Annotated in this window: 16 protein-coding genes; 14 read left to right on the plus strand and 2 right to left on the minus strand. The window is 58.5% G+C overall.

What is annotated here, in order from left to right; translation table 11 throughout:
* Nucleotides 1-133: 133 nt before the first annotated feature.
* Nucleotides 134-502 (plus strand): hypothetical protein, encoded by a 369-nt coding sequence (locus FIV38_RS13545; RefSeq protein WP_029292649.1) that lies wholly within the window; start codon nt 134-136, stop codon nt 500-502.
* Between the two features lie 244 nt (nt 503-746).
* On the opposite strand, the gene FIV38_RS13550 is transcribed toward FIV38_RS13545, so the two are convergent.
* Nucleotides 747-2300: a glycoside hydrolase family 17 protein gene (locus FIV38_RS13550; RefSeq protein WP_420874889.1), complete on the minus strand. Its 1554-nt coding sequence runs from the start codon at nt 2298-2300 to the stop codon at nt 747-749.
* 273 nt (nt 2301-2573) lie between these two features.
* Here FIV38_RS13550 and FIV38_RS13555 point away from each other — a divergent pair, with 273 nt between their 5' ends.
* From FIV38_RS13555 to FIV38_RS13565, 3 genes are all read left to right on the plus strand, one after another.
* Entirely contained in the window at nt 2574-3425 is an 852-nt protein-coding gene (locus FIV38_RS13555; RefSeq protein ID WP_029292653.1) for a glycine betaine ABC transporter substrate-binding protein, read from the plus strand.
* A gap of 241 nt (nt 3426-3666) precedes the next feature.
* Nucleotides 3667-3978, plus strand: a complete 312-nt coding sequence (locus FIV38_RS13560) for a DUF485 domain-containing protein (protein WP_029292656.1) — start codon at nt 3667-3669, stop codon at nt 3976-3978.
* Entirely contained in the window at nt 3975-5633 is a 1659-nt protein-coding gene (locus FIV38_RS13565) for a cation acetate symporter (RefSeq protein ID WP_029292658.1), read from the plus strand. Before FIV38_RS13560 ends, FIV38_RS13565 begins: the two co-directional genes overlap by 4 nt.
* Nucleotides 5634-5875: 242 nt before the next feature.
* Here the strand turns inward: FIV38_RS13565 and gltA are convergent, their stop codons facing one another.
* Nucleotides 5876-7165 (minus strand): citrate synthase, encoded by a 1290-nt coding sequence (gltA, locus tag FIV38_RS13570; protein ID WP_003222994.1) that lies wholly within the window; start codon nt 7163-7165, stop codon nt 5876-5878.
* A 364-nt stretch (nt 7166-7529) separates the two neighbouring features.
* On the opposite strand from gltA, the gene sdhC reads away from it, so the two are divergent.
* The 10 genes from sdhC (at nt 7530) to brnQ (ending at nt 20634) form a co-directional block, all read left to right on the plus strand.
* Nucleotides 7530-7904, plus strand: a complete 375-nt coding sequence (gene sdhC / locus FIV38_RS13575) for a succinate dehydrogenase, cytochrome b556 subunit (protein WP_070995406.1) — start codon at nt 7530-7532, stop codon at nt 7902-7904.
* Entirely contained in the window at nt 7898-8266 is a 369-nt protein-coding gene (gene sdhD / locus FIV38_RS13580; protein WP_029292670.1) for a succinate dehydrogenase, hydrophobic membrane anchor protein, read from the plus strand. Before sdhC ends, sdhD begins: the two co-directional genes overlap by 7 nt.
* A 3-nt stretch (nt 8267-8269) precedes the next feature.
* A complete protein-coding gene (gene sdhA, locus FIV38_RS13585) occupies nt 8270-10042 on the plus strand; it encodes a succinate dehydrogenase flavoprotein subunit (RefSeq protein ID WP_092234645.1) in 1773 nt (590 codons plus the stop codon).
* An 11-nt stretch (nt 10043-10053) separates the two neighbouring features.
* Entirely contained in the window at nt 10054-10758 is a 705-nt protein-coding gene (locus FIV38_RS13590) for a succinate dehydrogenase iron-sulfur subunit (RefSeq protein WP_029292674.1), read from the plus strand.
* 260 nt (nt 10759-11018) lie between these two features.
* On the plus strand, nt 11019-13850 hold the full coding sequence (locus FIV38_RS13595; RefSeq protein WP_070995405.1) for a 2-oxoglutarate dehydrogenase E1 component: 2832 nt from the start codon (nt 11019-11021) through the stop codon (nt 13848-13850).
* A gap of 44 nt (nt 13851-13894) precedes the next feature.
* On the plus strand, nt 13895-15118 hold the full coding sequence (odhB, locus tag FIV38_RS13600; protein ID WP_092234648.1) for a 2-oxoglutarate dehydrogenase complex dihydrolipoyllysine-residue succinyltransferase: 1224 nt from the start codon (nt 13895-13897) through the stop codon (nt 15116-15118).
* 97 nt (nt 15119-15215) lie between these two features.
* Nucleotides 15216-16652, plus strand: a complete 1437-nt coding sequence (lpdA, locus tag FIV38_RS13605) for a dihydrolipoyl dehydrogenase (protein WP_029292680.1) — start codon at nt 15216-15218, stop codon at nt 16650-16652.
* Between the two features lie 204 nt (nt 16653-16856).
* Complete coding sequence (gene sucC / locus FIV38_RS13610; RefSeq protein ID WP_003233235.1) at nt 16857-18023, plus strand: ADP-forming succinate--CoA ligase subunit beta; 1167 nt, start codon at nt 16857-16859, stop codon at nt 18021-18023.
* Nucleotides 18023-18904, plus strand: coding sequence for a succinate--CoA ligase subunit alpha (gene sucD / locus FIV38_RS13615; RefSeq protein ID WP_029292685.1), 882 nt, complete (start codon nt 18023-18025; stop codon nt 18902-18904). The genes sucC and sucD overlap by 1 nt, the downstream gene beginning before the upstream one ends.
* A gap of 416 nt (nt 18905-19320) precedes the next feature.
* Nucleotides 19321-20634 carry a branched-chain amino acid transport system II carrier protein gene (gene brnQ, locus FIV38_RS13620; RefSeq protein WP_029292687.1) on the plus strand — a complete coding sequence of 438 codons (1314 nt, stop codon included), beginning with the start codon at nt 19321-19323 and terminating at the stop codon, nt 20632-20634.
* Nucleotides 20635-20783 lie beyond the last annotated feature (149 nt).

The raw sequence follows: 20783 nt of genomic DNA on the forward strand, positions 1-20783 counted from the left end.
GTAGGAATCGGGGTAATAGTAGCCAGACGATACACTTTGGCACGCTTTGATGAATAGTTATCTGCGTGCAACCCTTGCCAATGGCCCCCGGGAGATTAAGCTGGGCGCCGTTTTCGCCTATCGGAGTGCCCTTATGTCCCCTCGTTTGCCGCTGATCCTACTGCTGTTGGCCTTGCCGTTATGGTTGGCCGCCAGTTATGGCGCCCGTTACGGGTTTATGGAAGACGGGCAGTGGGTGGGCATCTGCGCTGACGACGCCAGCCGCTGGGAGTGCCAGTTGCGCGCCAATCTGGGGTTGATGATTCACTTTCGGGTGCTGGGTTGGGCCGCATTGGTCACGTCGATTCTGGCGTTCTTGCTGCCAGGTCGTGCGGGCTGGGGATTGGCGGTGTTGGGGCTGGCGTTCGGAATCCCGGCATTGGCGTTGTACAACACCAATTTTGCGGTGTTTGCGTTGGTGATTGCCGGGTTGCGGTTGGTCAGGGCGCCTCGGGCTGTCTGATGGGCCAATCGCAGCATAAGTATCTACACAACTTTCAGAAACTGACGCCCCCCGTGGCGAGCGGGCTTGCCCCGCGCTGGGCTGCGAAGCAGCCCTAAACCCGGTAAACGTGGAGGGCTTTTTGGGCTGCTTCGCAGCCGTGTTGCGGCAAAGTTGTGTAGATACCGATGCCAATCGCAGGCAAGCCAGCTCCCACATTTGAATGTATTCACAGATCAAAATGTGGGAGCGCGCGATAGCAATCTCAGGGTTTGCGCACCCGCAGGCAACGCCACAGGGCAGCCACCACCAAACCACTGACCAATGCCCAACCCAGCGCCTGCTGGTTCATCAAGCCTTCGCGGTACAGCTGCGGCGCAATGCCGGCACCGATGATGAAGGCCAGCAGGGCAATTTCCCGCCGTGGTCCGGTAACCGGGCGCAGCAGGTACACCAGCGCCGGCAGCAGCAGGGCGGCGCTGGGGAAGCTGCGGTAACGGGGGTCGAACACCAGCGCCAGCATCATCACTGCCGTGGCAAACCCGGCAAATGCGATCAGCCAGCCAGCGCGTTGCTCCAGCCAGGCGAAGGCCCGTTCACGCCAACCCTGGCGAGCGCTCAAGGCCAGGGCGGCATGGGCCAGCACCAACAGGTTCAGGGCCAGCAACAGGCCGGCCCAGATCCACTCATCAGTGAAGCGCGCCGTCACCCGGGTCAGTTCGGCCCAGCTGCCAATGGAACCGGCCGCCACTGCGCCCAGCAACGGCAGCAACAACGCGGCGCGTGTGCTGCGAACACGCCCACCGAGCACCAGGGTGCCGAGCAGGATCAGTCCGCCAACGCCCAGCCACACCGGCCAGTACGGCACGTTGGTGACCGGGCCGGCCAGAATGCCCTTGTCTTGGCGATCGGCATCAAACAGCCCCCAGTAACCGCCAACCGCACCTTCGCTGGCGCGCTTCCACGGCTGGTCAAAGGCTTCGATCAGGTTGTAGTGCCAGCCATTGGCTTCGGCCATGGCGACAAAACCGCGAATGAACTTGGCTTCGTTGACCCGGCTCGGGACGGCGGTTTCGCGCTGGCGGCCTTCGCTGGGCCAGCCGGTTTCGCCAATCATCACGTCCTTGGGGGCGAAGCGGTTGCCGAATGTCTGGCGAATATCGCCGACATGGCGCAGGGCCTGATCGATACCTGCCGGGTCATCTTCCCAGTACGGCAACAGGTGGATGGTCAGGAAATCCACGGCCGGGGCAATTTCCGGGTGCTGCAGCCAGAACTCCCAGACGTCGGCGTAGGTAACTGGCTGCTGGATCTGGCTTTTGACTTGTTCGATCAGCTTCACCAACTGCGTGGCGGTAATTTCCTTGCGCAGCAGGGCTTCGTTGCCGACGATCACCGACGTGACCACGTCGGGGTTGGCATTGGCCGAGGCGATCAGCTTGTCGACTTCCTTGGCATTGTCCACCGGGTTGCTGCTGATCCAGGCACCGCTCATCAACTTCAGGCCATGCTTGCGCGCCAGGTCGGGCAGGGCTTCGAGGCCGGTCATGGAGTAGGTGCGGATGCACTCAAAGCGCGTGGCCAACAGTGCCAGGTCGGCGTCCATACGCTCGGGGCGCAGCTTGAACGGCTGGTCGAATGGTGATTGGTCCTTGTCGAATGGCGTGTAGGACGCGCATTGCAGCTTGTGACTGGCGCTGGCCACGTCCGGCAGCACCACTGGCTGGCCAAGGCCGTACCAGTAGCCGCCGAGGGCAAACAGGCCGAGCAACAAGGCAAATACGTAAGGCAGGAAGGGGAAGCGGGCAGTCGCGGTCATGGTCAGGCCGTGTGGGAGCAAAGGCGCGCATCTTACCTGCATTTGCCGGTTTTCAGGGGCGCCGCATAATTTTGACATGCAAAGTTCGGGCGGAATTTTGACGTTACTTCCTGCGAATTGTCCTACTGGCGTTGTGATGTCGTTTCTTGCTCCGCTGAGGTCGTAGTCAGAGCAGGTCCACAGGGGCAGCAGGTTGATGATCGAACGGCACCACCTGACAACAGGTTGACGTCGCTCGGCATCCGCCGGGCGCAGCACTTTCGGGGAAGCACTATGAAGATGCGACGACTTTTGGGCGCAGCTGCCACGTTGGTAGTTGCGATGAGCTCCACACTGGCCAGCGCCGACAGCAAGACCCTGAGCATCGGCTATGTGGACGGCTGGTCGGACAGTGTCGCCACCACCCACGTGGCCGCTGAAGTGATCAAGCAAAAGCTGGGTTATGACGTGAAACTGCAGGCGGTCGCCACCGGGATCATGTGGCAGGGGCTGGCCACCGGCAAGCTCGACGCCATGCTGTCGGCCTGGCTGCCGGTGACCCATGGTGAGTACTGGACCAAGAACAAGGACAAGGTGGTCGACTACGGCCCCAACTTCAAGGATGCGAAGATCGGCTTGATCGTGCCGGAGTACGTCAAGGCCAAGTCCATCGAGGACTTGAAGACCGACACCACCTTCAAGAACAAGATTGTCGGCATCGATGCCGGTTCAGGGGTAATGCTCAAGACTGATGAAGCCATCAAGCAATACGGGCTGGACTATAAGCTGCAAGCCAGTTCCGGCGCAGCCATGATCGCCGAACTGACCCGCGCCGAAGACAAGCAGGACTCCATCGTGGTGACGGGTTGGGTGCCACACTGGATGTTCGCCAAATGGAAACTGCGTTTCCTTGACGATCCAAAAGGCATTTATGGCGCCGCCGAGACGGTCAATAGCATCGGCAGCAAGGGCCTGGAAAAGAAAGCCCCGGAAGTCGCGGCGTTCCTGAAGAAATTCCAGTGGGCCTCCAAGGATGAAATCGGCGAAGTGATGCTGGCCATCCAGGAAGGCACCAAGCCTGACGTGGCGGCCAAGGATTGGGTAGCCAAGCACCCTGAGCGTGTGGCCGAGTGGACCGCCCAATAATCGGATAAACCTGTAGGAGCGGGCTTGCTCGCGAAGAACGCAAAGACGCCGCAATCATCCAGGGTGTGCGCGTTATCGTTGACGTTTTTCGCGAGCAAGCTCGCTCCTGCAATTGTTTCTGTCGCCCCCCAAACCCTCGCTACACTGGTTCTAAGACTAAGGTCGTCTGGAACCTGTCCTGCAGCCGCATACAGTGGATACGTTCCAATAATAAAAAAGCTGTGCTGCGAGGATAAAAACAATGAACGACAGCATTTACCTCTCGATTCAAAACAGCCCGCGCTTCAAGGAGCTGGTAAGAAAAAGGGAAAAGTTCGCCTGGATTCTCTCGGCGATCATGCTTGGGCTTTACTCCGGATTCATCCTGTTGATCGCCTACGGACCCCAAGTCCTGGGGGCCAAGATCAGTCCTGAATCGTCCATAACCTGGGGAATCCCTATCGGGGTCGGGCTGATTGTCTCGGCCTTTGTTCTCACAGGCATCTACGTGCGACGCGCCAACGGCGAATTCGACGACCTGAACAATGCGATTCTCAAGGAGGCTGCGCAATGATCCGTCGTCTATTGGCTGTATTCGGCGCTTCGCTTTTTGCTCCTGCCGTTTGGGCGGCGGACGCATTGGCCGGTGAAGTGCACAAGCAACCGCTTAACATCGCAGCGATCCTGATGTTTGTCGCCTTCGTCGGCGCAACATTGTGCATTACCTACTGGGCATCCAAACGTAACAACTCGGCGGCCGACTACTATGCGGCCGGCGGCAAGATCACCGGTTTCCAGAACGGCCTGGCGATTGCCGGCGACTATATGTCGGCCGCGTCCTTCCTGGGGATTTCCGCGCTGGTGTTCACCTCTGGCTACGATGGCCTGATCTACTCGATCGGCTTCCTGGTGGGCTGGCCGATCATTCTGTTCCTGATCGCCGAGCGCCTGCGTAACCTGGGCAAGTACACCTTCGCTGACGTGGCGTCCTATCGCCTCGGGCAGACCCAGATCCGCAGCCTGTCGGCCTGTGGTTCGCTGGTGGTGGTGGCGTTCTACCTGATCGCGCAGATGGTCGGCGCGGGCAAGCTGATCCAGTTGCTGTTCGGCCTTGATTACCATGTAGCGGTGATCCTGGTGGGCATCCTGATGTGCCTCTATGTGTTGTTCGGCGGCATGCTGGCGACCACCTGGGTACAGATCATCAAGGCAGTGCTGCTGCTGTCCGGTGCCTCGTTCATGGCGCTGATGGTGATGAAGCACGTCAACTTCGACTTCAACATGCTGTTCTCCGAGGCGATCAAGGTTCACCCTAAAGGTGAGGCGATCATGAGCCCGGGCGGCCTGGTGAAAGACCCGATTTCGGCGTTCTCCCTCGGCCTGGCCCTGATGTTCGGTACCGCTGGCCTGCCACATATCCTGATGCGCTTCTTCACCGTGAGTGACGCTAAAGAAGCCCGTAAGAGCGTGCTGTATGCCACTGGCTTTATCGGCTACTTCTATATCCTGACCTTCATCATCGGCTTCGGCGCGATTCTGCTGGTCAGCACCAACCCGGCGTTCAAGGATGCAGCAGGCGCTCTGTTGGGCGGCAACAACATGGCGGCGGTGCACCTGGCCAACGCGGTGGGCGGCAGTATCTTCCTGGGCTTCATCTCGGCCGTGGCGTTTGCCACCATCCTCGCGGTGGTTGCCGGCTTGACCCTGGCCGGTGCTTCGGCGGTGTCCCATGACCTGTATGCCAGCGTGATCAAGAAAGGCAAGGCCAACGAGAAGGATGAGATTCGCGTGTCGAAGATCACCACCATCGCCCTGGCAGTGCTGGCGATTGGCTTGGGTATCCTGTTCGAAAGCCAGAACATTGCGTTCATGGTCGGCCTGGCGTTCTCCATCGCGGCCAGCTGCAACTTCCCGGTGCTGCTGCTTTCCATGTACTGGAAAAACCTCACCACCCGTGGCGCAATGATTGGCGGTTGGCTGGGCCTGGTCAGTGCGGTGGGCCTGATGATTCTGGGTCCGACCATCTGGGTCTCGATCCTGCATCATGAAAAGGCGATCTTCCCGTACGAATACCCGGCGCTGTTCTCGATGATCATTGCGTTCGTGGGTATCTGGTTCTTCTCCATCACCGACAAGTCGGCGGCGGCGGTGAAAGAACGAGCGCTGTACTTCCCGCAGTTTGTGCGTTCGCAGACTGGCCTGGGGGCGAGCGGGGCGGTTAACCACTAAGCTTGTAGCCCAATAAGAAATGCCCCGGTCGAAAGGCCGGGGTATTTTTTTGCCTGGGGTTCTGTGTTGCCTGGGCTATTGCTTTCGCGAGCAAGCCCGCTCCCACAGTTGACCGCATTTCAAAGGGTGTACACGGTCAACTGTGGGCGGGCTTGCTCGCGAAAGCGTTATGTCAGACAGCACAAACAAAAACGGCCTCCACTAAGGGAGGCCGTTCTCAATGCAGCTAAGCAGTTGAATGCTTACTTGCGGTCTTCCAGCTTGGTAATGTCACGCGACTCGTAGCCGGTGTACAGCTGGCGCGGGCGGCCAATCTTGTACGGGCTGGAGAGCATTTCTTTCCAGTGGGAGATCCAGCCCACGGTCCGCGCCAGGGCGAAGATCACGGTGAACATGCTGGTTGGAATGCCGATCGCCTTGAGGATGATCCCCGAGTAGAAGTCGACGTTCGGGTACAGCGAGCGTTCGATGAAGTACGGGTCGGTCAGGGCGATCTCTTCCAGGCGCATGGCCAGTTCGAGTTGCGGATCGTTGTTGATCCCCAGTTCCTTCAATACTTCGTCGCAGGTCTGCTTCATTACGGTGGCGCGCGGGTCGCGGTTCTTGTAGACCCGGTGACCGAAGCCCATCAACTTGAACGGATCGTTCTTGTCCTTGGCCTTGGCAATGAACTTGTCGATGTTGGACACATCGCCGATTTCATCGAGCATGGTCAACACGGCTTCGTTCGCACCGCCGTGGGCAGGGCCCCACAGTGCGGCGATACCCGCGGCGATACAGGCGAACGGATTGGCACCCGAGGAGCCCGCCAGGCGCACGGTGGAAGTCGAGGCGTTCTGTTCGTGGTCGGCATGGAGGATGAAGATCCGGTCCATGGCCTTGGCCAGCACCGGGCTGATCGGTTTGATCTCGCACGGGGTGTTGAACATCATGTGCAGGAAGTTTTCCGCGTACGTCAGGTCGTTGCGCGGGTACATCATGGGTTGGCCCATGGAGTACTTGTAAACCATTGCGGCCAGGGTCGGCATCTTGGCAACCAGGCGGATCGCGGAGATTTCGCGATGCTGCGGGTTATTGATGTCCAGGGAGTCGTGATAGAAGGCCGACAGGGCGCCGACTACGCCGCACATGACGGCCATCGGGTGGGCGTCGCGACGGAAGCCGTTGAAGAAGGTCTTCAACTGCTCGTGAACCATGGTGTGGTTCTTCACGGTGCTGACAAACTGGGCTTTTTGCTCGGCTGTTGGCAATTCGCCATTTAGCAGCAGGTAGCAGGTTTCCAGGTAGTCCGATTTCTCGGCCAGTTGTTCGATCGGGTAGCCACGATGTAGCAGAATGCCATTGTCGCCGTCGATATAGGTAATCTTCGACTCGCAAGAAGCGGTCGACATGAAGCCTGGGTCGAAAGTGAAACGGCCCGTGGCCGTCAGGCCCCGTACGTCGATAACATCGGGACCAACGGTGCCGGTTAAAATGGGCAGCTCGACGGGGGCTGCGCCCTCGATGATCAACTGCGCTTTTTTGTCAGCCATGTGGCCTCCTATTTATGCTTCAAATCATCAGACAGACCCCCCACGCAGGGCCCGCACCACTATATTGATATAAATCCAGATGTCAATTTGCCTAAAGTCTTGCCCCAGAAGGCTTTAACCGTACTTTTTCCTCGAAATTGCCTGCCGTTTACGCCTTTTATCCCGTCAGCGCAATCAGCTATTAGGGTGAGGAGCGCGCGTTGTCATTAGTAGCCTAACTGTCTATACTCGGCCACCGACCGCCAAGGGCTTTTGGGCTTGCTTTCATTGGGGGTCGCACTCCCTGGGTGGTGCTTACCTGACCAGTGCACTCCCCAACAACTTTGCCCTGATTGTTAGGGGCTCTTCAGTGTGAAAAAAAGCCGTGAATAGCCAACGACCTGTAAACCTAGACCTAAGGACCATCAAACTCCCCATCACCGGCGTTACGTCGTTCCTGCACCGTGTTTCCGGCATCATCCTGTTCCTGGGCTTGGGCATCATGCTTTATGCATTGAGCAAATCCCTGGGTTCCGAGGAAGGATACGCCGAGGTGAAGGCATGCTTGACCAGCCCGCTGGCCAAGTTCGTAGCATGGGGCCTCCTGTCCGCTCTGCTGTATCACCTGGTAGCCGGTGTGCGCCACTTGATCATGGATATGGGCATCGGTGAGACGCTGGAAGGCGGCCGCCTGGGCTCGAAAATCATCGTCGCCATTTCCGTGGTGCTGATCGTTCTGGCAGGAGTTTGGATATGGTAACCAGCGTTACGAACCTTTCGCGTTCGGGCCTCTATGACTGGATGGCGCAGCGTGTGTCTGCGGTCGTTCTCGCGGCTTATTTCATTTTCCTGATCGGGTACCTCGTTGCAAACCCTGGCATTGGCTACGCCCAATGGCACGGTCTGTTCTCCCACAACGGGATGCGTATCTTCAGTCTGCTCGCCCTTGTGGCCCTGGGCGCTCACGCCTGGGTCGGCATGTGGACCATCGCGACCGACTACCTGACGCCGATGGCGCTGGGCAAGTCCGCGACTGCAGTACGTTTCCTTTTCCAGGCAGTATGCGGCGTCGCGATGTTCGCTTACTTCGTCTGGGGTGTGCAGATTCTCTGGGGTATCTGATTCATGGCTAACATTCCAACGATTTCTTTTGACGCCATCATTATTGGTGGCGGCGGCGCCGGCATGCGTGCTGCACTGCAGCTGGCCCAGGGCGGTCACAAGACGGCCGTGATCACCAAGGTGTTCCCGACCCGTTCCCATACCGTATCGGCCCAGGGTGGCATCACCTGCGCCATCGCGTCTGCCGATCCGAACGATGACTGGCGCTGGCACATGTACGATACCGTCAAGGGTTCCGACTATATCGGTGACCAGGACGCTATCGAGTACATGTGTCAGGAAGGCCCGGCCGCGGTGTTCGAGCTGGACCACATGGGTCTGCCGTTCTCCCGTACAGAGCAAGGTCGTATCTACCAGCGTCCATTCGGTGGCCAGTCCAAGGATTACGGTAAAGGCGGCCAGGCTGCCCGTACCTGCGCAGCTTCCGACCGTACCGGTCACGCGCTGTTGCACACCCTTTATCAGGGCAACCTGAAAGCCGGCACCACGTTCCTGAACGAGTACTACGCAGTTGACCTGGTGAAAAACCAGGACGGCGCATTCGTCGGCGTGATCGCTATCTGCATCGAAACCGGTGAAACCACCTACATCCGCGCCAAGGCTACCGTTCTGGCGACTGGCGGTGCAGGTCGTATCTACGCATCGACCACCAATGCCCTGATCAACACCGGCGACGGCGTTGGCATGGCCCTGCGTGCAGGCGTTCCGGTACAAGACATCGAAATGTGGCAGTTCCACCCAACCGGCATCGCCGGCGCCGGTGTACTGGTTACAGAAGGGTGCCGTGGTGAAGGCGGTTACCTGATCAACAAGCACGGCGAGCGTTTCATGGAGCGTTATGCTCCGAACGCCAAGGACCTTGCCGGTCGTGACGTGGTTGCCCGTTCGATGGTTAAAGAAATCATCGCCGGCAACGGTTGCGGTCCGAACGGCGACCACGTGATGTTGAAGCTCGATCACCTGGGCGAAGAAGTGCTGCACAGCCGCCTGCCAGGTATCTGCGAACTGTCCAAGACTTTCGCGCACGTTGACCCGGTTGTTGCTCCGGTTCCGGTTGTTCCAACTTGCCACTACATGATGGGCGGCGTGCCGACCAACATTCATGGCCAGGCGATCACCCAGAACGCCGAAGGCGTGGACGAGATCATTCATGGTCTGTTCGCTGTGGGCGAAGTGGCTTGCGTATCGGTTCACGGTGCCAACCGCCTGGGCGGTAACTCGCTGCTCGACCTGGTGGTCTTCGGCCGCGCTGCCGGCCTGCACCTGGAAAAGGCGCTGACCGACGGCATCGAATACGATGACGCCACCGACGCCAACATTGAAGCTGCCCTGGCGCGTCTGAACGCTCTGAACGAGCGCACTGATGGCGAAGACGTGGCAACCCTGCGTCGCGAGCTGCAAAACTGCATGCAGAACTACTTCGGTGTATTCCGTACTGGCGAATACATGCAGAAGGGTATTACCCAGCTGGCCGACCTGCGCAAGCGGATTGCCAACGTCAAGATCAACGATAAGAGCCAGGCGTTCAACACCGCTCGTATCGAAGCCCTTGAGCTGCAAAACCTGCTGGAAGTGGCTGAAGCGACTGCGATCGCCGCCGAGGTTCGTAAAGAATCCCGTGGTGCCCACGCTCGTGAAGACTTTGAAGATCGCGATGACGAAAACTGGTTGTGCCACACCCTGTACTTCCCGGGTGACAAGCGTGTAACCAAGCGTGCCGTGAACTTCTCGCCGAAGACGGTTCCGACGTTTGAACCGAAGATTCGGACTTACTAAGGGTGGCTGCCATGTTGAAAGTCAGTGTTTATCGCTACAACCCTGATCAGGACGCTGCGCCGTTCATGCAGGAATTTGAGGTCGATACCGGTGGTAAAGACCTGATGGTGCTGGATGTGTTGGCCCTGATCAAAGAGCAGGACGAAGGTTTCTCCTATCGTCGCTCTTGCCGTGAAGGCGTCTGCGGTTCCGACGGCATGAACATCAACGGCAAAAACGGCCTGGCGTGTGTTACGCCGCTGTCTGCCGTGGTCAAGAAAGGCAAGCTCGTTGTCCGTCCATTGCCAGGTTTGCCGGTTATCCGTGACCTGGTCGTCGATATGAGCATCTTCTACAAGCAATACGAGAAGGTTAAGCCATTCCTGCAGAACGACACGCCGGCTCCGGCCATCGAGCGTCTGCAGTCCCCGGAAGAGCGCGAGAAGCTCGACGGTCTGTACGAGTGCATCCTGTGCGCTTGCTGCTCGACCTCTTGCCCGTCCTTCTGGTGGAACCCGGACAAGTTCCTGGGGCCAGCTGCACTGCTGCAAGCCTATCGCTTCCTGGCAGACAGCCGTGACACCAAGACGTCCGAGCGTCTGGCTTCACTGGATGACCCGTTCAGCGTATTCCGCTGCCGCGGGATCATGAACTGCGTCAACGTATGTCCCAAAGGCCTGAACCCGACTAAGGCCATTGGTCACATCCGTAATATGCTGCTGCAAAGCGGCGTGTAAGACGTTGTAGCAAAAGCAGGACCGTTGTGCCCGTAAATGCTACGGCGCAGGCTTCAACCGGCGCCGTAGTTTTAACTTGAGCAGCGACTTACAAAGCCGCAGCTCTTATTTTGAAGAAATGAGACAAGCAGGGGCATTCGGGTTGGTACCCGAACTATCAGCGTGATCCTAAGTGGCTTGTTTTGGTCGCTGCACTTGGCCTTTTGCAAGCAAACTCGGTGTTTTCGCCGGTGGTGTCCCCAAATCGAGGGTGACCAAGCATGCAAGAAAGCGTGATGCAGCGCATGTGGAACAGCGGCTATCTTTCAGGTGGTAACGCTGCCTATGTGGAAGAGCTTTATGAGCTCTACCTGCACGACCCTAACGCTGTGCCAGAAGAATGGCGCACCAAATTTCAGACGTTGTCTTCAGACGGCAACGCTGCCACCGATGTATCGCATGCAACAATTCGCGATCAATTTGTGCTGCTGGCAAAGAACCAGCGCCGCGCCCAACCGGTTTCCGCCGGGAGCGTGAGCAGTGAGCACGAGAAGAAGCAAGTTGAAGTACTGCGACTGATCCAGGCCTACCGTATGCGTGGCCACCAGGCAGCCCAGCTTGACCCGCTGGGGCTGTGGCAGCGTCCTGCACCTGCAGACCTGTCGATCAATCACTACGGCTTGACCAATGCCGATCTTGATACGATTTTCCGTGCCGGCGACCTGTTCATCGGCAAAGAGGAAGCGAGCCTACGCGAAATTCACGAAGCGTTGCAGCAGACATATTGCCGCACCATCGGCGCTGAATTTACGCATATCACCGATTCCGAGCAGCGTCACTGGTTCCAGCATCGCCTGGAAGGCGTGCGTGGCCGTCCGGTGCTGTCCGCCGATGTGCGTGGCCACCTGCTTGAGCGCGTAACCGCTGCCGAAGGCCTGGAAAAATACCTGGGCACCAAATACCCGGGCACCAAGCGTTTCGGCCTGGAAGGCGGCGAAAGCCTGATTCCGATGCTCGACGAACTGATCCAGCGTTCCGGTTCCTACGGTACCAAGGAAATCGTGATCGGCATGGCTCACCGTGGTCGCCTGAACGTGTTGGTCAACACCTTCGGCAAGAACCCACGCGAGCTGTTCGACGAGTTCGAAGGCAAGAAGAAGGTCGAGCTGGGTTCCGGTGACGTCAAGTACCACCAGGGCTTCTCGTCCAACGTGATGACCACCGGCGGTGAAGTTCACCTGGCCATGGCGTTCAACCCATCCCACCTGGAAATCGTTTCTCCAGTGGTCGAGGGTTCGGTACGTGCTCGCCAGGATCGTCGCAACGATTCCACCGGTGAGAAGGTCCTGCCGATTTCCATCCACGGTGACGCGGCATTCGCCGGTCAAGGCGTGGTCCTGGAAACGTTCCAGATGTCGCAGACCCGCGGCTTCAAGACCGGCGGTACGGTTCACATCGTTATCAACAACCAGGTTGGCTTCACTATCAGCAACCCGCTGGACGCGCGCTCTACCGAGTACGCGACCGACGTTGCCAAGATGATCCAGGCGCCGATCCTCCATGTGAATGGCGATGATCCGGAAGCCGTATTGTTCGTGACCCAACTGGCCATTGACTACCGCATGCAGTTCAAGCGTGACGTGGTCATCGACCTGGTTTGCTACCGCCGTCGCGGTCACAACGAAGCGGATGAGCCTAGCGGCACCCAACCGTTGATGTACCAGCAGATCACCAAGCAGCGCACCACCCGTGAGCTGTACGCCGAAAGCCTGACCAAGGCCGGCGTGCTGGATGAAGCGCGTGTTCAGGCGAAAATCGATGAGTACCGCAACGCGCTGGACAACGGTCTGCATGTAGTAAAAAGCCTGGTCAAAGAGCCGAACAAAGAGCTGTTCGTGGACTGGCGCCCGTACCTGGGCCACGCATGGACTGCACGTCACGACACTTCGTTCGATCTGAAGACCCTGCAGGAACTGTCCGCCAAGCTGCTGGAAATTCCAGAAGGCTTCGTAGTACAGCGCCAGGTTGCGAAGATCTACGAAGACCGTCAGAAGATGCAAGCCGGCGGCCTGCCGATCAACTGGGGTTATGCCGAAACCATGGCGTACGCGACCCTGGCGTTCGAAGGTCACCCGATCCGCATGACCGGCCAGGACATCGGCCGTGGTACGTTCTCGCACCGTCACGCGGTATTGCACAACCAGAAAGACGCGGGCACCTACATCCCGTTGCAGCACCTGTATGAAGGCCAGCCACGTTTCGACCTGTACGATTCGTTCCTGTCCGAAGAAGCCGTGCTGGCGTTCGAATACGGTTACTCGACCACCACGCCAAACGCGCTGGTGATCTGGGAAGCCCAGTTCGGCGACTTCGCCAACGGTGCCCAGGTGGTTATCGACCAGTTCATCACCAGCGGCGAGCACAAGTGGGGCCGTCTGTGCGGTCTGACCATGTTGCTGCCACACGGTTATGAAGGTCAGGGTCCGGAGCACTCCTCGGCCCGTCTGGAGCGTTACCTGCAATTGTGCGCCGAGCACAATATCCAGGTGTGCGTGCCGACTACCCCGGCCCAGATCTACCACTTGCTGCGTCGTCAGGTGATCCGCCCGCTGCGCAAGCCGTTGGTAGTGCTGACTCCGAAATCGCTGTTGCGTCACAAATTGGCCATCTCGACCCTGGAAGATCTGGCCGATGGTTCGTTCCAGACCGTTATTCCGGAAATCGACACCCTGGACGCGGCCAAGGTCACTCGCCTGATCCTGTGCAGCGGCAAGGTTTACTACGACTTGCTGGAAAAACGTCGTGCCGAAGGCCGCGAAGACATCGCCATCGTGCGTATCGAGCAGCTTTACCCGTTCCCGGAAGACGACCTGATGGAGGCCATCGCGCCTTACACCAACCTCACCAATGTGGTGTGGTGTCAGGAAGAACCGATGAACCAGGGCGCGTGGTACAGCAGCCAGCATCACCTGCGTCGCAGCATCGGCAACCACAACAAGGCCCTGGGCCTGGAGTACGCCGGTCGTGATGCTTCTGCTGCACCTGCTTGTGGTTATGCATCGATGCACGCCGAGCAGCAGGAAAAACTGCTGCAAGATGCTTTCACTGTTTAACGCCTTCGCGCTGACTGAAACCGAATTTTAAGGACCCACAGATAATGGCTATCGAAATCAAAGCCCCGTCATTCCCGGAATCGGTTGCCGATGGCACCGTTGCCACCTGGCACAAGAAACCAGGCGAGGCCGTCAAGCGTGACGACCTGATCGTCGACATCGAGACTGACAAGGTCGTCCTGGAAGTGTTGGCCGAAGCCGACGGCGTCCTGGGTGCCATCGTTGCCGAAGAGGGCGCAACCGTCCTGTCCAACCAGGTCCTGGGCTCGATCGAAGCGGGCAGCGCTGCTGCCGCTGCTCCAGCCGCCGCTGCTGCTCCGGCTGCCGCACCTGCTGCTGCCGCTCCGGCCGCTGGTGGTGAAGATCCAATCGCTGCACCGGCTGCGCGTCAGCTGGCTGAAGAAAACGGCATCAACCTGGCTTCCATCAAAGGCACCGGCAAAGACGGCCGTGTGACCAAGGAAGACGTGGTTGCCGCGGTTGAAGCCAAGAAAAACGCTCCAGCTGCCGCACCTGCCAAGGCTGCTGCCCCGGCTGCCGCTGCTCCTGTGTTCGCCGCTGGCGACCGCACCGAGAAGCGCGTACCGATGACCCGCGTTCGTGCCACCGTGGCCAAGCGCCTGGTTGAAGCACAGTCGAACATGGCGATGCTGACCACTTTCAACGAAGTCGACATGACTGAAGTCATGGCCCTGCGTTCGAAGTACAAGGACCTGTTCGAGAAGTCCCACAATGGCGTGCGCCTGGGCTTCATGTCGTTCTTCGTGAAAGCGGCCACCGAAGCACTCAAGCGCTTCCCGGCAGTCAACGCTTCCATCGACGGCAGCGACATCGTTTACCACGGTTATGCGGACGTCGGCGTTGCCGTCTCCAGCGACCGTGGCCTGGTGGTTCCGGTCCTGCGTAACGCCGAGCTGATGAGCCTGGCTGAAATCGAAGGCGGCATCGCTGGCTTCGGCAAGAAAGCCCGTGACGGCAAGCTGACCATCGACGAGATGACCGGCGGTACCTTCACGATCACCAACGGTGGTACTTTCGGTTCGATGATGTCGACCCCGATCGTCAACCCGCCGCAAGCCGCGATCCTGGGCATGCACAACATCATCCAGCGTCCGATGGCCATCAATGGCCAAGTCGTGATTCGTCCGATGATGTACCTGGCACTGTCCTACGATCACCGCCTGATCGATGGTAAAGAAGCCGTGACTTTCCTGGTGACCATCAAGAACCTGCTGGAAGATCCAGCTCGTCTGCTGCTGGATATCTGATAAAGCGGCCGTGAGCCGCAAGTTTCAAGCTGCAAGCAATTGCAGCCTGGCTTGTGGCTCGGGCTTGAAGCTTTTTTGCTAAAGAGGATTTTTTTTCATGTCGCAGAAATTTGACGTTGTAGTGATTGGTGCGGGCCCTGGCGGCTACGTTGCCGCCATCAAGGCCGCTCAACTGGGCCTCTCGACTGCTTGCATCGAAAAATACACTGACAAGGAAGGCAAACTGGCGTTGGGCGGTACTTGCCTGAACGTGGGTTGCATTCCTTCCAAGGCGCTGCTGGACAGCTCCTGGAAATTCCACGAAGCCCAGGACGGTTTTGCCATCCACGGCATCAACCACGCTGGCGTGACCATGGACGTGCCAGCAATGGTCGGCCGCAAGGCCAACATCGTCAAAGGCCTGACCTCTGGCGTTGCTACCCTGTTCAAGGCCAATGGCGTCACTTCCCTGCAAGGTCACGGCAAACTGCTGGCCGGCAAGAAAGTTGAAATCACCAAGCCAGACGGTTCGACCGAAATCATCGAAGCCGAAAACGTGATCCTGGCTCCAGGTTCGCGTCCGATCGATATTCCACCGGCTCCAGTTGACCAGAACGTGATCGTTGATTCGACCGGCGCCCTGGAATTCCAATCGGTACCAAAACGCCTGGGTGTGATCGGCGCTGGCGTTATCGGCCTGGAACTGGGTTCGGTCTGGTCCCGCCTGGGTTCCGAAGTGACCGTGCTGGAAGCCCTGGACACGTTCCTGCTGGCTGCCGACACCGCAGTGTCCAAAGAAGCGCTGAAAACCCTGACCAAACAAGGTCTGGACATCAAGCTGGGTGCTCGCGTGACCGGTTCGAAAGTCAACGGCGAAGAAGTTGTCGTGACCTACACCGACAAGGATGGCGAACAGACCATCACTTTCGACAAGCTGATCGTTGCCGTTGGTCGCCGTCCAGTGACCACTGATCTGCTGGCTTCCGACAGCGGCGTGACCATCGACGAGCGTGGCTTTGTGCATGTCGACGATCACTGCGCTACCACCGTTCCTGGCGTCTATGCCATTGGTGACGTGGTTCGCGGCATGATGCTGGCACACAAGGCATCCGAAGAAGGCATCATGGTGGTTGAGCGCATCAAGGGTCACAAGACCCAGATGAACTACGACCTGATCCCTTCGGTTATCTACACCCACCCGGAAATTGCATGGGTTGGTAAGAACGAACAGCAGTTGAAAGCTGAAGGCGTTGAAGTTAACGTCGGCACCTTCCCGTTTGCCGCTTCTGGCCGTGCCATGGCAGCGAACGACACTGGCGGTTTTGTCAAAGTCATCGCTGATGCCAAGACTGACCGCGTATTGGGCGTCCACGTGATTGGCCCAAGCGCTGCAGAACTGGTTCAGCAGGGCGCTATCGGTATGGAATTCGGCACCAGTGCCGAAGACCTGGGCATGATGGTCTTCTCCCATCCGACCCTGTCCGAAGCGTTGCACGAAGCAGCGTTGGCTGTGAATGGCGGCGCCATCCACATCGCCAACCGCAAGAAGCGCTAAGCGAGATAATAAGAAACCACGGCGGAGTTGCCCGTCGTGAGCCTTGCGCGCAAGACTCACCGCGGAATATCCGCTGGACGCAGTCTTGTGCAGCTTGACCGGGCTTAAGTTCGGCAAGTTGTGCGAGCAGCAGTCACAGGTGGCGCGGCACTCATAATGAGCGCAGCGCCGAATGCGCAGTACCTAACGAAGACGGTAAAAAGCATGAATCTTCACGAGTATCAGGGTAAGCAGCTGTTCGCTGAATACGGCCTGCCAGTTTCCAAGGGCTACGCAGTAGACACCCCGGAAGCAGCAGCAGAAGCTTGCGACAAAATCGGCGGCACCGAGTGGGTTGTCAAAGCCCAGGTCCACGCTGGTGGTCGCGGTAAAGCGGGCGGCGTTAAGCTGGTTCGCAGCAAAGAAGACGCCAAGGCCTTCGCACAGCAGTGGCTGGGCAAGCGTCTGGTGACTTACCAGACTGACGCCAATGGCCAGCCAGTCACCAAGATCCTGGTTGAATCGTGCACTGATATCGCTAAAGAGCTGTACCTGGGCGCTGTCGTTGACCGTTCTAGCCGTCGCATCGTGTTCATGGCTTCCACCGAAGGTGGCGTGGACATCGAGAAGATCGCTCACGAAACCCCAGAAAAAATTCTCAAGGCCACTATCGATCCACTGGTTGGCGCTCAGCCATTCCAGGGTCGCGAGCTGGCGTTCCAGCTGGGTCTGGAAGGCAAGCAAGTTGCCCAGTTCGCCAAGATCTTCGTGGGTCTGGCCAAACTGTTCCAGGATCACGATCTGGCCCTGCTGGAAGTGAACCCGCTGGTGATCAAGGCTGACGGCGATCTGCATTGCCTCGACGCCAAGATCAACATCGACGCCAACGCCATGTACCGTCAGCCTAAGCTGAAGACTTTCCACGATCCGTCGCAAGACGATCCGCGCGAAGCGCACGCTGCCAAGTTCGAACTGAACTACGTAGCCCTGGAAGGTAACATCGGTTGCATGGTCAACGGTGCTGGCCTGGCCATGGGTACCATGGACATCGTCAACCTGCATGGCGGCAAGCCAGCCAACTTCCTCGACGTGGGCGGTGGTGCTACCAAAGAACGCGTTACCGAAGCGTTCAAGATCATCCTGTCCGACTCCAACGTCGCTGCAGTACTGGTCAACATCTTCGGCGGCATCGTTCGTTGCGACATGATTGCCGAAGGCATCATCGGTGCAGTGAAAGAAGTCGGCGTGAAAATCCCGGTTGTTGTACGCCTTGAAGGTAACAACGCTGAACTGGGCGCTAAAGTACTGGCAGAAAGCGGTTTGAACATCATCGCTGCTACCAGCCTGACCGACGCTGCTCAACAAGTTGTCAAAGCTGCGGAGGGCAAATAATGAGCGTCCTGATCAATAAAGACACCAAAGTTATCTGCCAGGGTATTACCGGTTCGCAAGGTAGCTTCCACACCCAGCAAGCCATCGAATACGGCACCAAGATGGTTGGCGGCGTAACTCCAGGCAAAGGCGGCACCGAGCACCTGGGCCTGCCAGTGTTCAACACCGTGAAAGACGCTGTTGCTCAAACTGGCGCTACCGCCAGCGTGATCTACGTTCCAGCTCCTTTCTGCAAGGACTCCATCCTGGAAGCGGCATTCGGCGGCATCAAGCTGATCGTGTGCATCACCGAAGGCATTCCTACCCTGGACATGCTGGACGCTAAAGTTAAGTGCGACGAGCTGGGTGTTACCCTGATCGGCCCTAACTGCCCAGGCGTGATCACCCCAGGCGAATGCAAGATCGGCATCATGCCTGGTCACATTCACTTGCCAGGCAAAGTCGGTATCGTTTCCCGTTCCGGCACCCTGACCTACGAAGCTGTGAAGCAGACCACTGACGCCGGTTTCGGTCAGTCGACTTGCGTCGGCATCGGCGGTGACCCGATCCCAGGCTCGAACTTCATCGACATCCTGAAACTGTTCCAGGAAGACCCGAAGACCGAAGCGATCGTCATGATCGGTGAGATCGGCGGTTCGGCTGAAGAAGAAGCGGCTGCCTACATCAAGGCACACGTGACCAAGCCGGTTGTTTCCTACATCGCTGGTGTGACTGCCCCTGCGGGCAAGCGCATGGGCCATGCTGGCGCAATCATCTCTGGCGGCAAGGGCACTGCAGACGAGAAGTTTGCTGCCCTGGAAGACGCAGGCGTGAAAACCGTGCGTTCGCTGGCAGACATCGGCAAGGCTTTGTCCGAGCTGACAGGTTGGGCGATCAAGTAAGCCTCGCGCTTAGCTGACGCTTCACCACACAAAGGCCACCTTCGGGTGGCCTTTGTGCATTCTGCAGGTTGCTGAAGATCAAAATGTGGGAGCGGGCTTGCTCGCGAATGCGGTGTATCAGTTGATACATTCATTTCTGACCCACCGCATTCGCGAGCAAGCCCGCTCCCACATTTGTTCGTATTACCAAGTTAAGTATGAAAACGCGACATCAAAGTGTCGCTTATCGGACAGTCCGCCCCGCAACAGTGCGTTTGTCAGGCAAATTCTGTACGCTAGCCGCCTCTTTATGCGCCCGCATCCCAAAAGGAAGCCGCGTGCTAGACCGGCCGGTCCCCATAAGGGCCGGTAGCATTTCCCTCATCCATAGGGAATCCCTCTCTAAATTCCGATTCAGTAGTGTGGTATTTCCTCAAATGAAAGTGTTGAAAAGCCAGGACATCCTGGCGTTGGGCTTTATGACTTTTGCCCTGTTCGTGGGCGCCGGCAACATCATCTTCCCGCCTATCGTCGGTTTGCAGTCCGGGCCTCATGTCTGGATGGCGGCACTGGGCTTCCTGATCACTGCGGTCGGCCTGCCGGTCGTTACGGTCATCGCCCTGGCCAAGGTCGGCGGTGGCATGGACGCATTGAGCAGCCCCATCGGCAAGGTCGCCGGTGGCATCCTGGCTGCAGCGTGCTACCTGGCTGTCGGCCCGCTGTTCGCCACGCCACGTACTGCAACGGTCTCGTTCGAAGTAGGCCTGGCGCCATTGACCGGTGAAAGCCCGCTGGCGCTGTTCCTCTACAGCTCGGTGTACTTCCTGCTGGTGTTCTTCATCTCCCTGTACCCAGGGCGCCTGTTGGATACAGTCGGCCGTTTCCTCGCGCCGCTGAAGATCATTGCGCTGGCGGTACTGGGTATCGCGGCCTTTGCCCTGCCGGCAGGTGATATCGGCGTTGCTACGCCTGAGTACGTCGCCGCACCGTTTTCCCAAGGCTTCATCAATGGCTACCTGACCATGGATACCCTGGGCGCGCTGGTGTTTGGCATCGTCATCGTCAATGCCATTCGCTCCCGTGGCGTCGAGTCTCCACAGTTGATCACCCGCTACGCAATCATTGCCGGGCTGATTGCCGGCGTGGGCCTGGCGCTGGTGTACATCAGCCTGTTCCGCCTCGGTTCGGGCAGCCATGAAGTGGCCGCCGGCGCAGCCAACGGCGCGGCGGTATTGCACGCTTATGTGCAACACACCTTCGGCTCCCTGGGCAGCGGTTTCCTCGCGGTGCTGATCTCCCTGGCGTGCCTGGTCACGGCGGTGGGCCTGACCTGTGCCTGCGCCGAGTACTTCAGCCGGGTGCTGCCACTGTCCTACAAGACCCTGGTAGTGATCCTGGCGGCGTTCTCGCTGTTGGTCTCCAACCTGGGCCTGACCAAGCTGATCGCGTTCTCGATCCCGGTCCTGACCGCCATCTACCCGCCGTGCATCGTCCTGGTGGCCTTGAGCTTCTGCAAGGACTTCTGGCATGAGCATGGCCGCATCCTTGGCCCGGTGATGCTGGTGTCGTTCATCTTCGGTACCATCGACGCGCTCAAGGGCGCCGGCCTGGCCGGTTGGATGCCTGCGCAAATGGCTAACCTGCCATTGAGCGAACAAGGCCTGGCATGGCTGGTGCCTTGTGTGATTACCCTGGTGGCCGCATTCGGGGTTGACCGTATGCTGGGCAAACGCAGCGAAGCCATCGCCTAAAGCGCCCCGTTACACGCTGACATCGAAATGCCCCGTATCAAACGATCCGGGGCATTTTTTATGGGCGATGGGCAGTGTCTTTTTTTGTGGGCTAACGTCGAACGGGTACGCAATTCTAAAGCTCAAGCGTGGCAGGTGTAGAAGCTGGC

The organism is Pseudomonas proteolytica (assembly GCF_007858275.1).
Taxonomy (GTDB): Bacteria; Pseudomonadota; Gammaproteobacteria; order Pseudomonadales; family Pseudomonadaceae; genus Aquipseudomonas; species Aquipseudomonas proteolytica.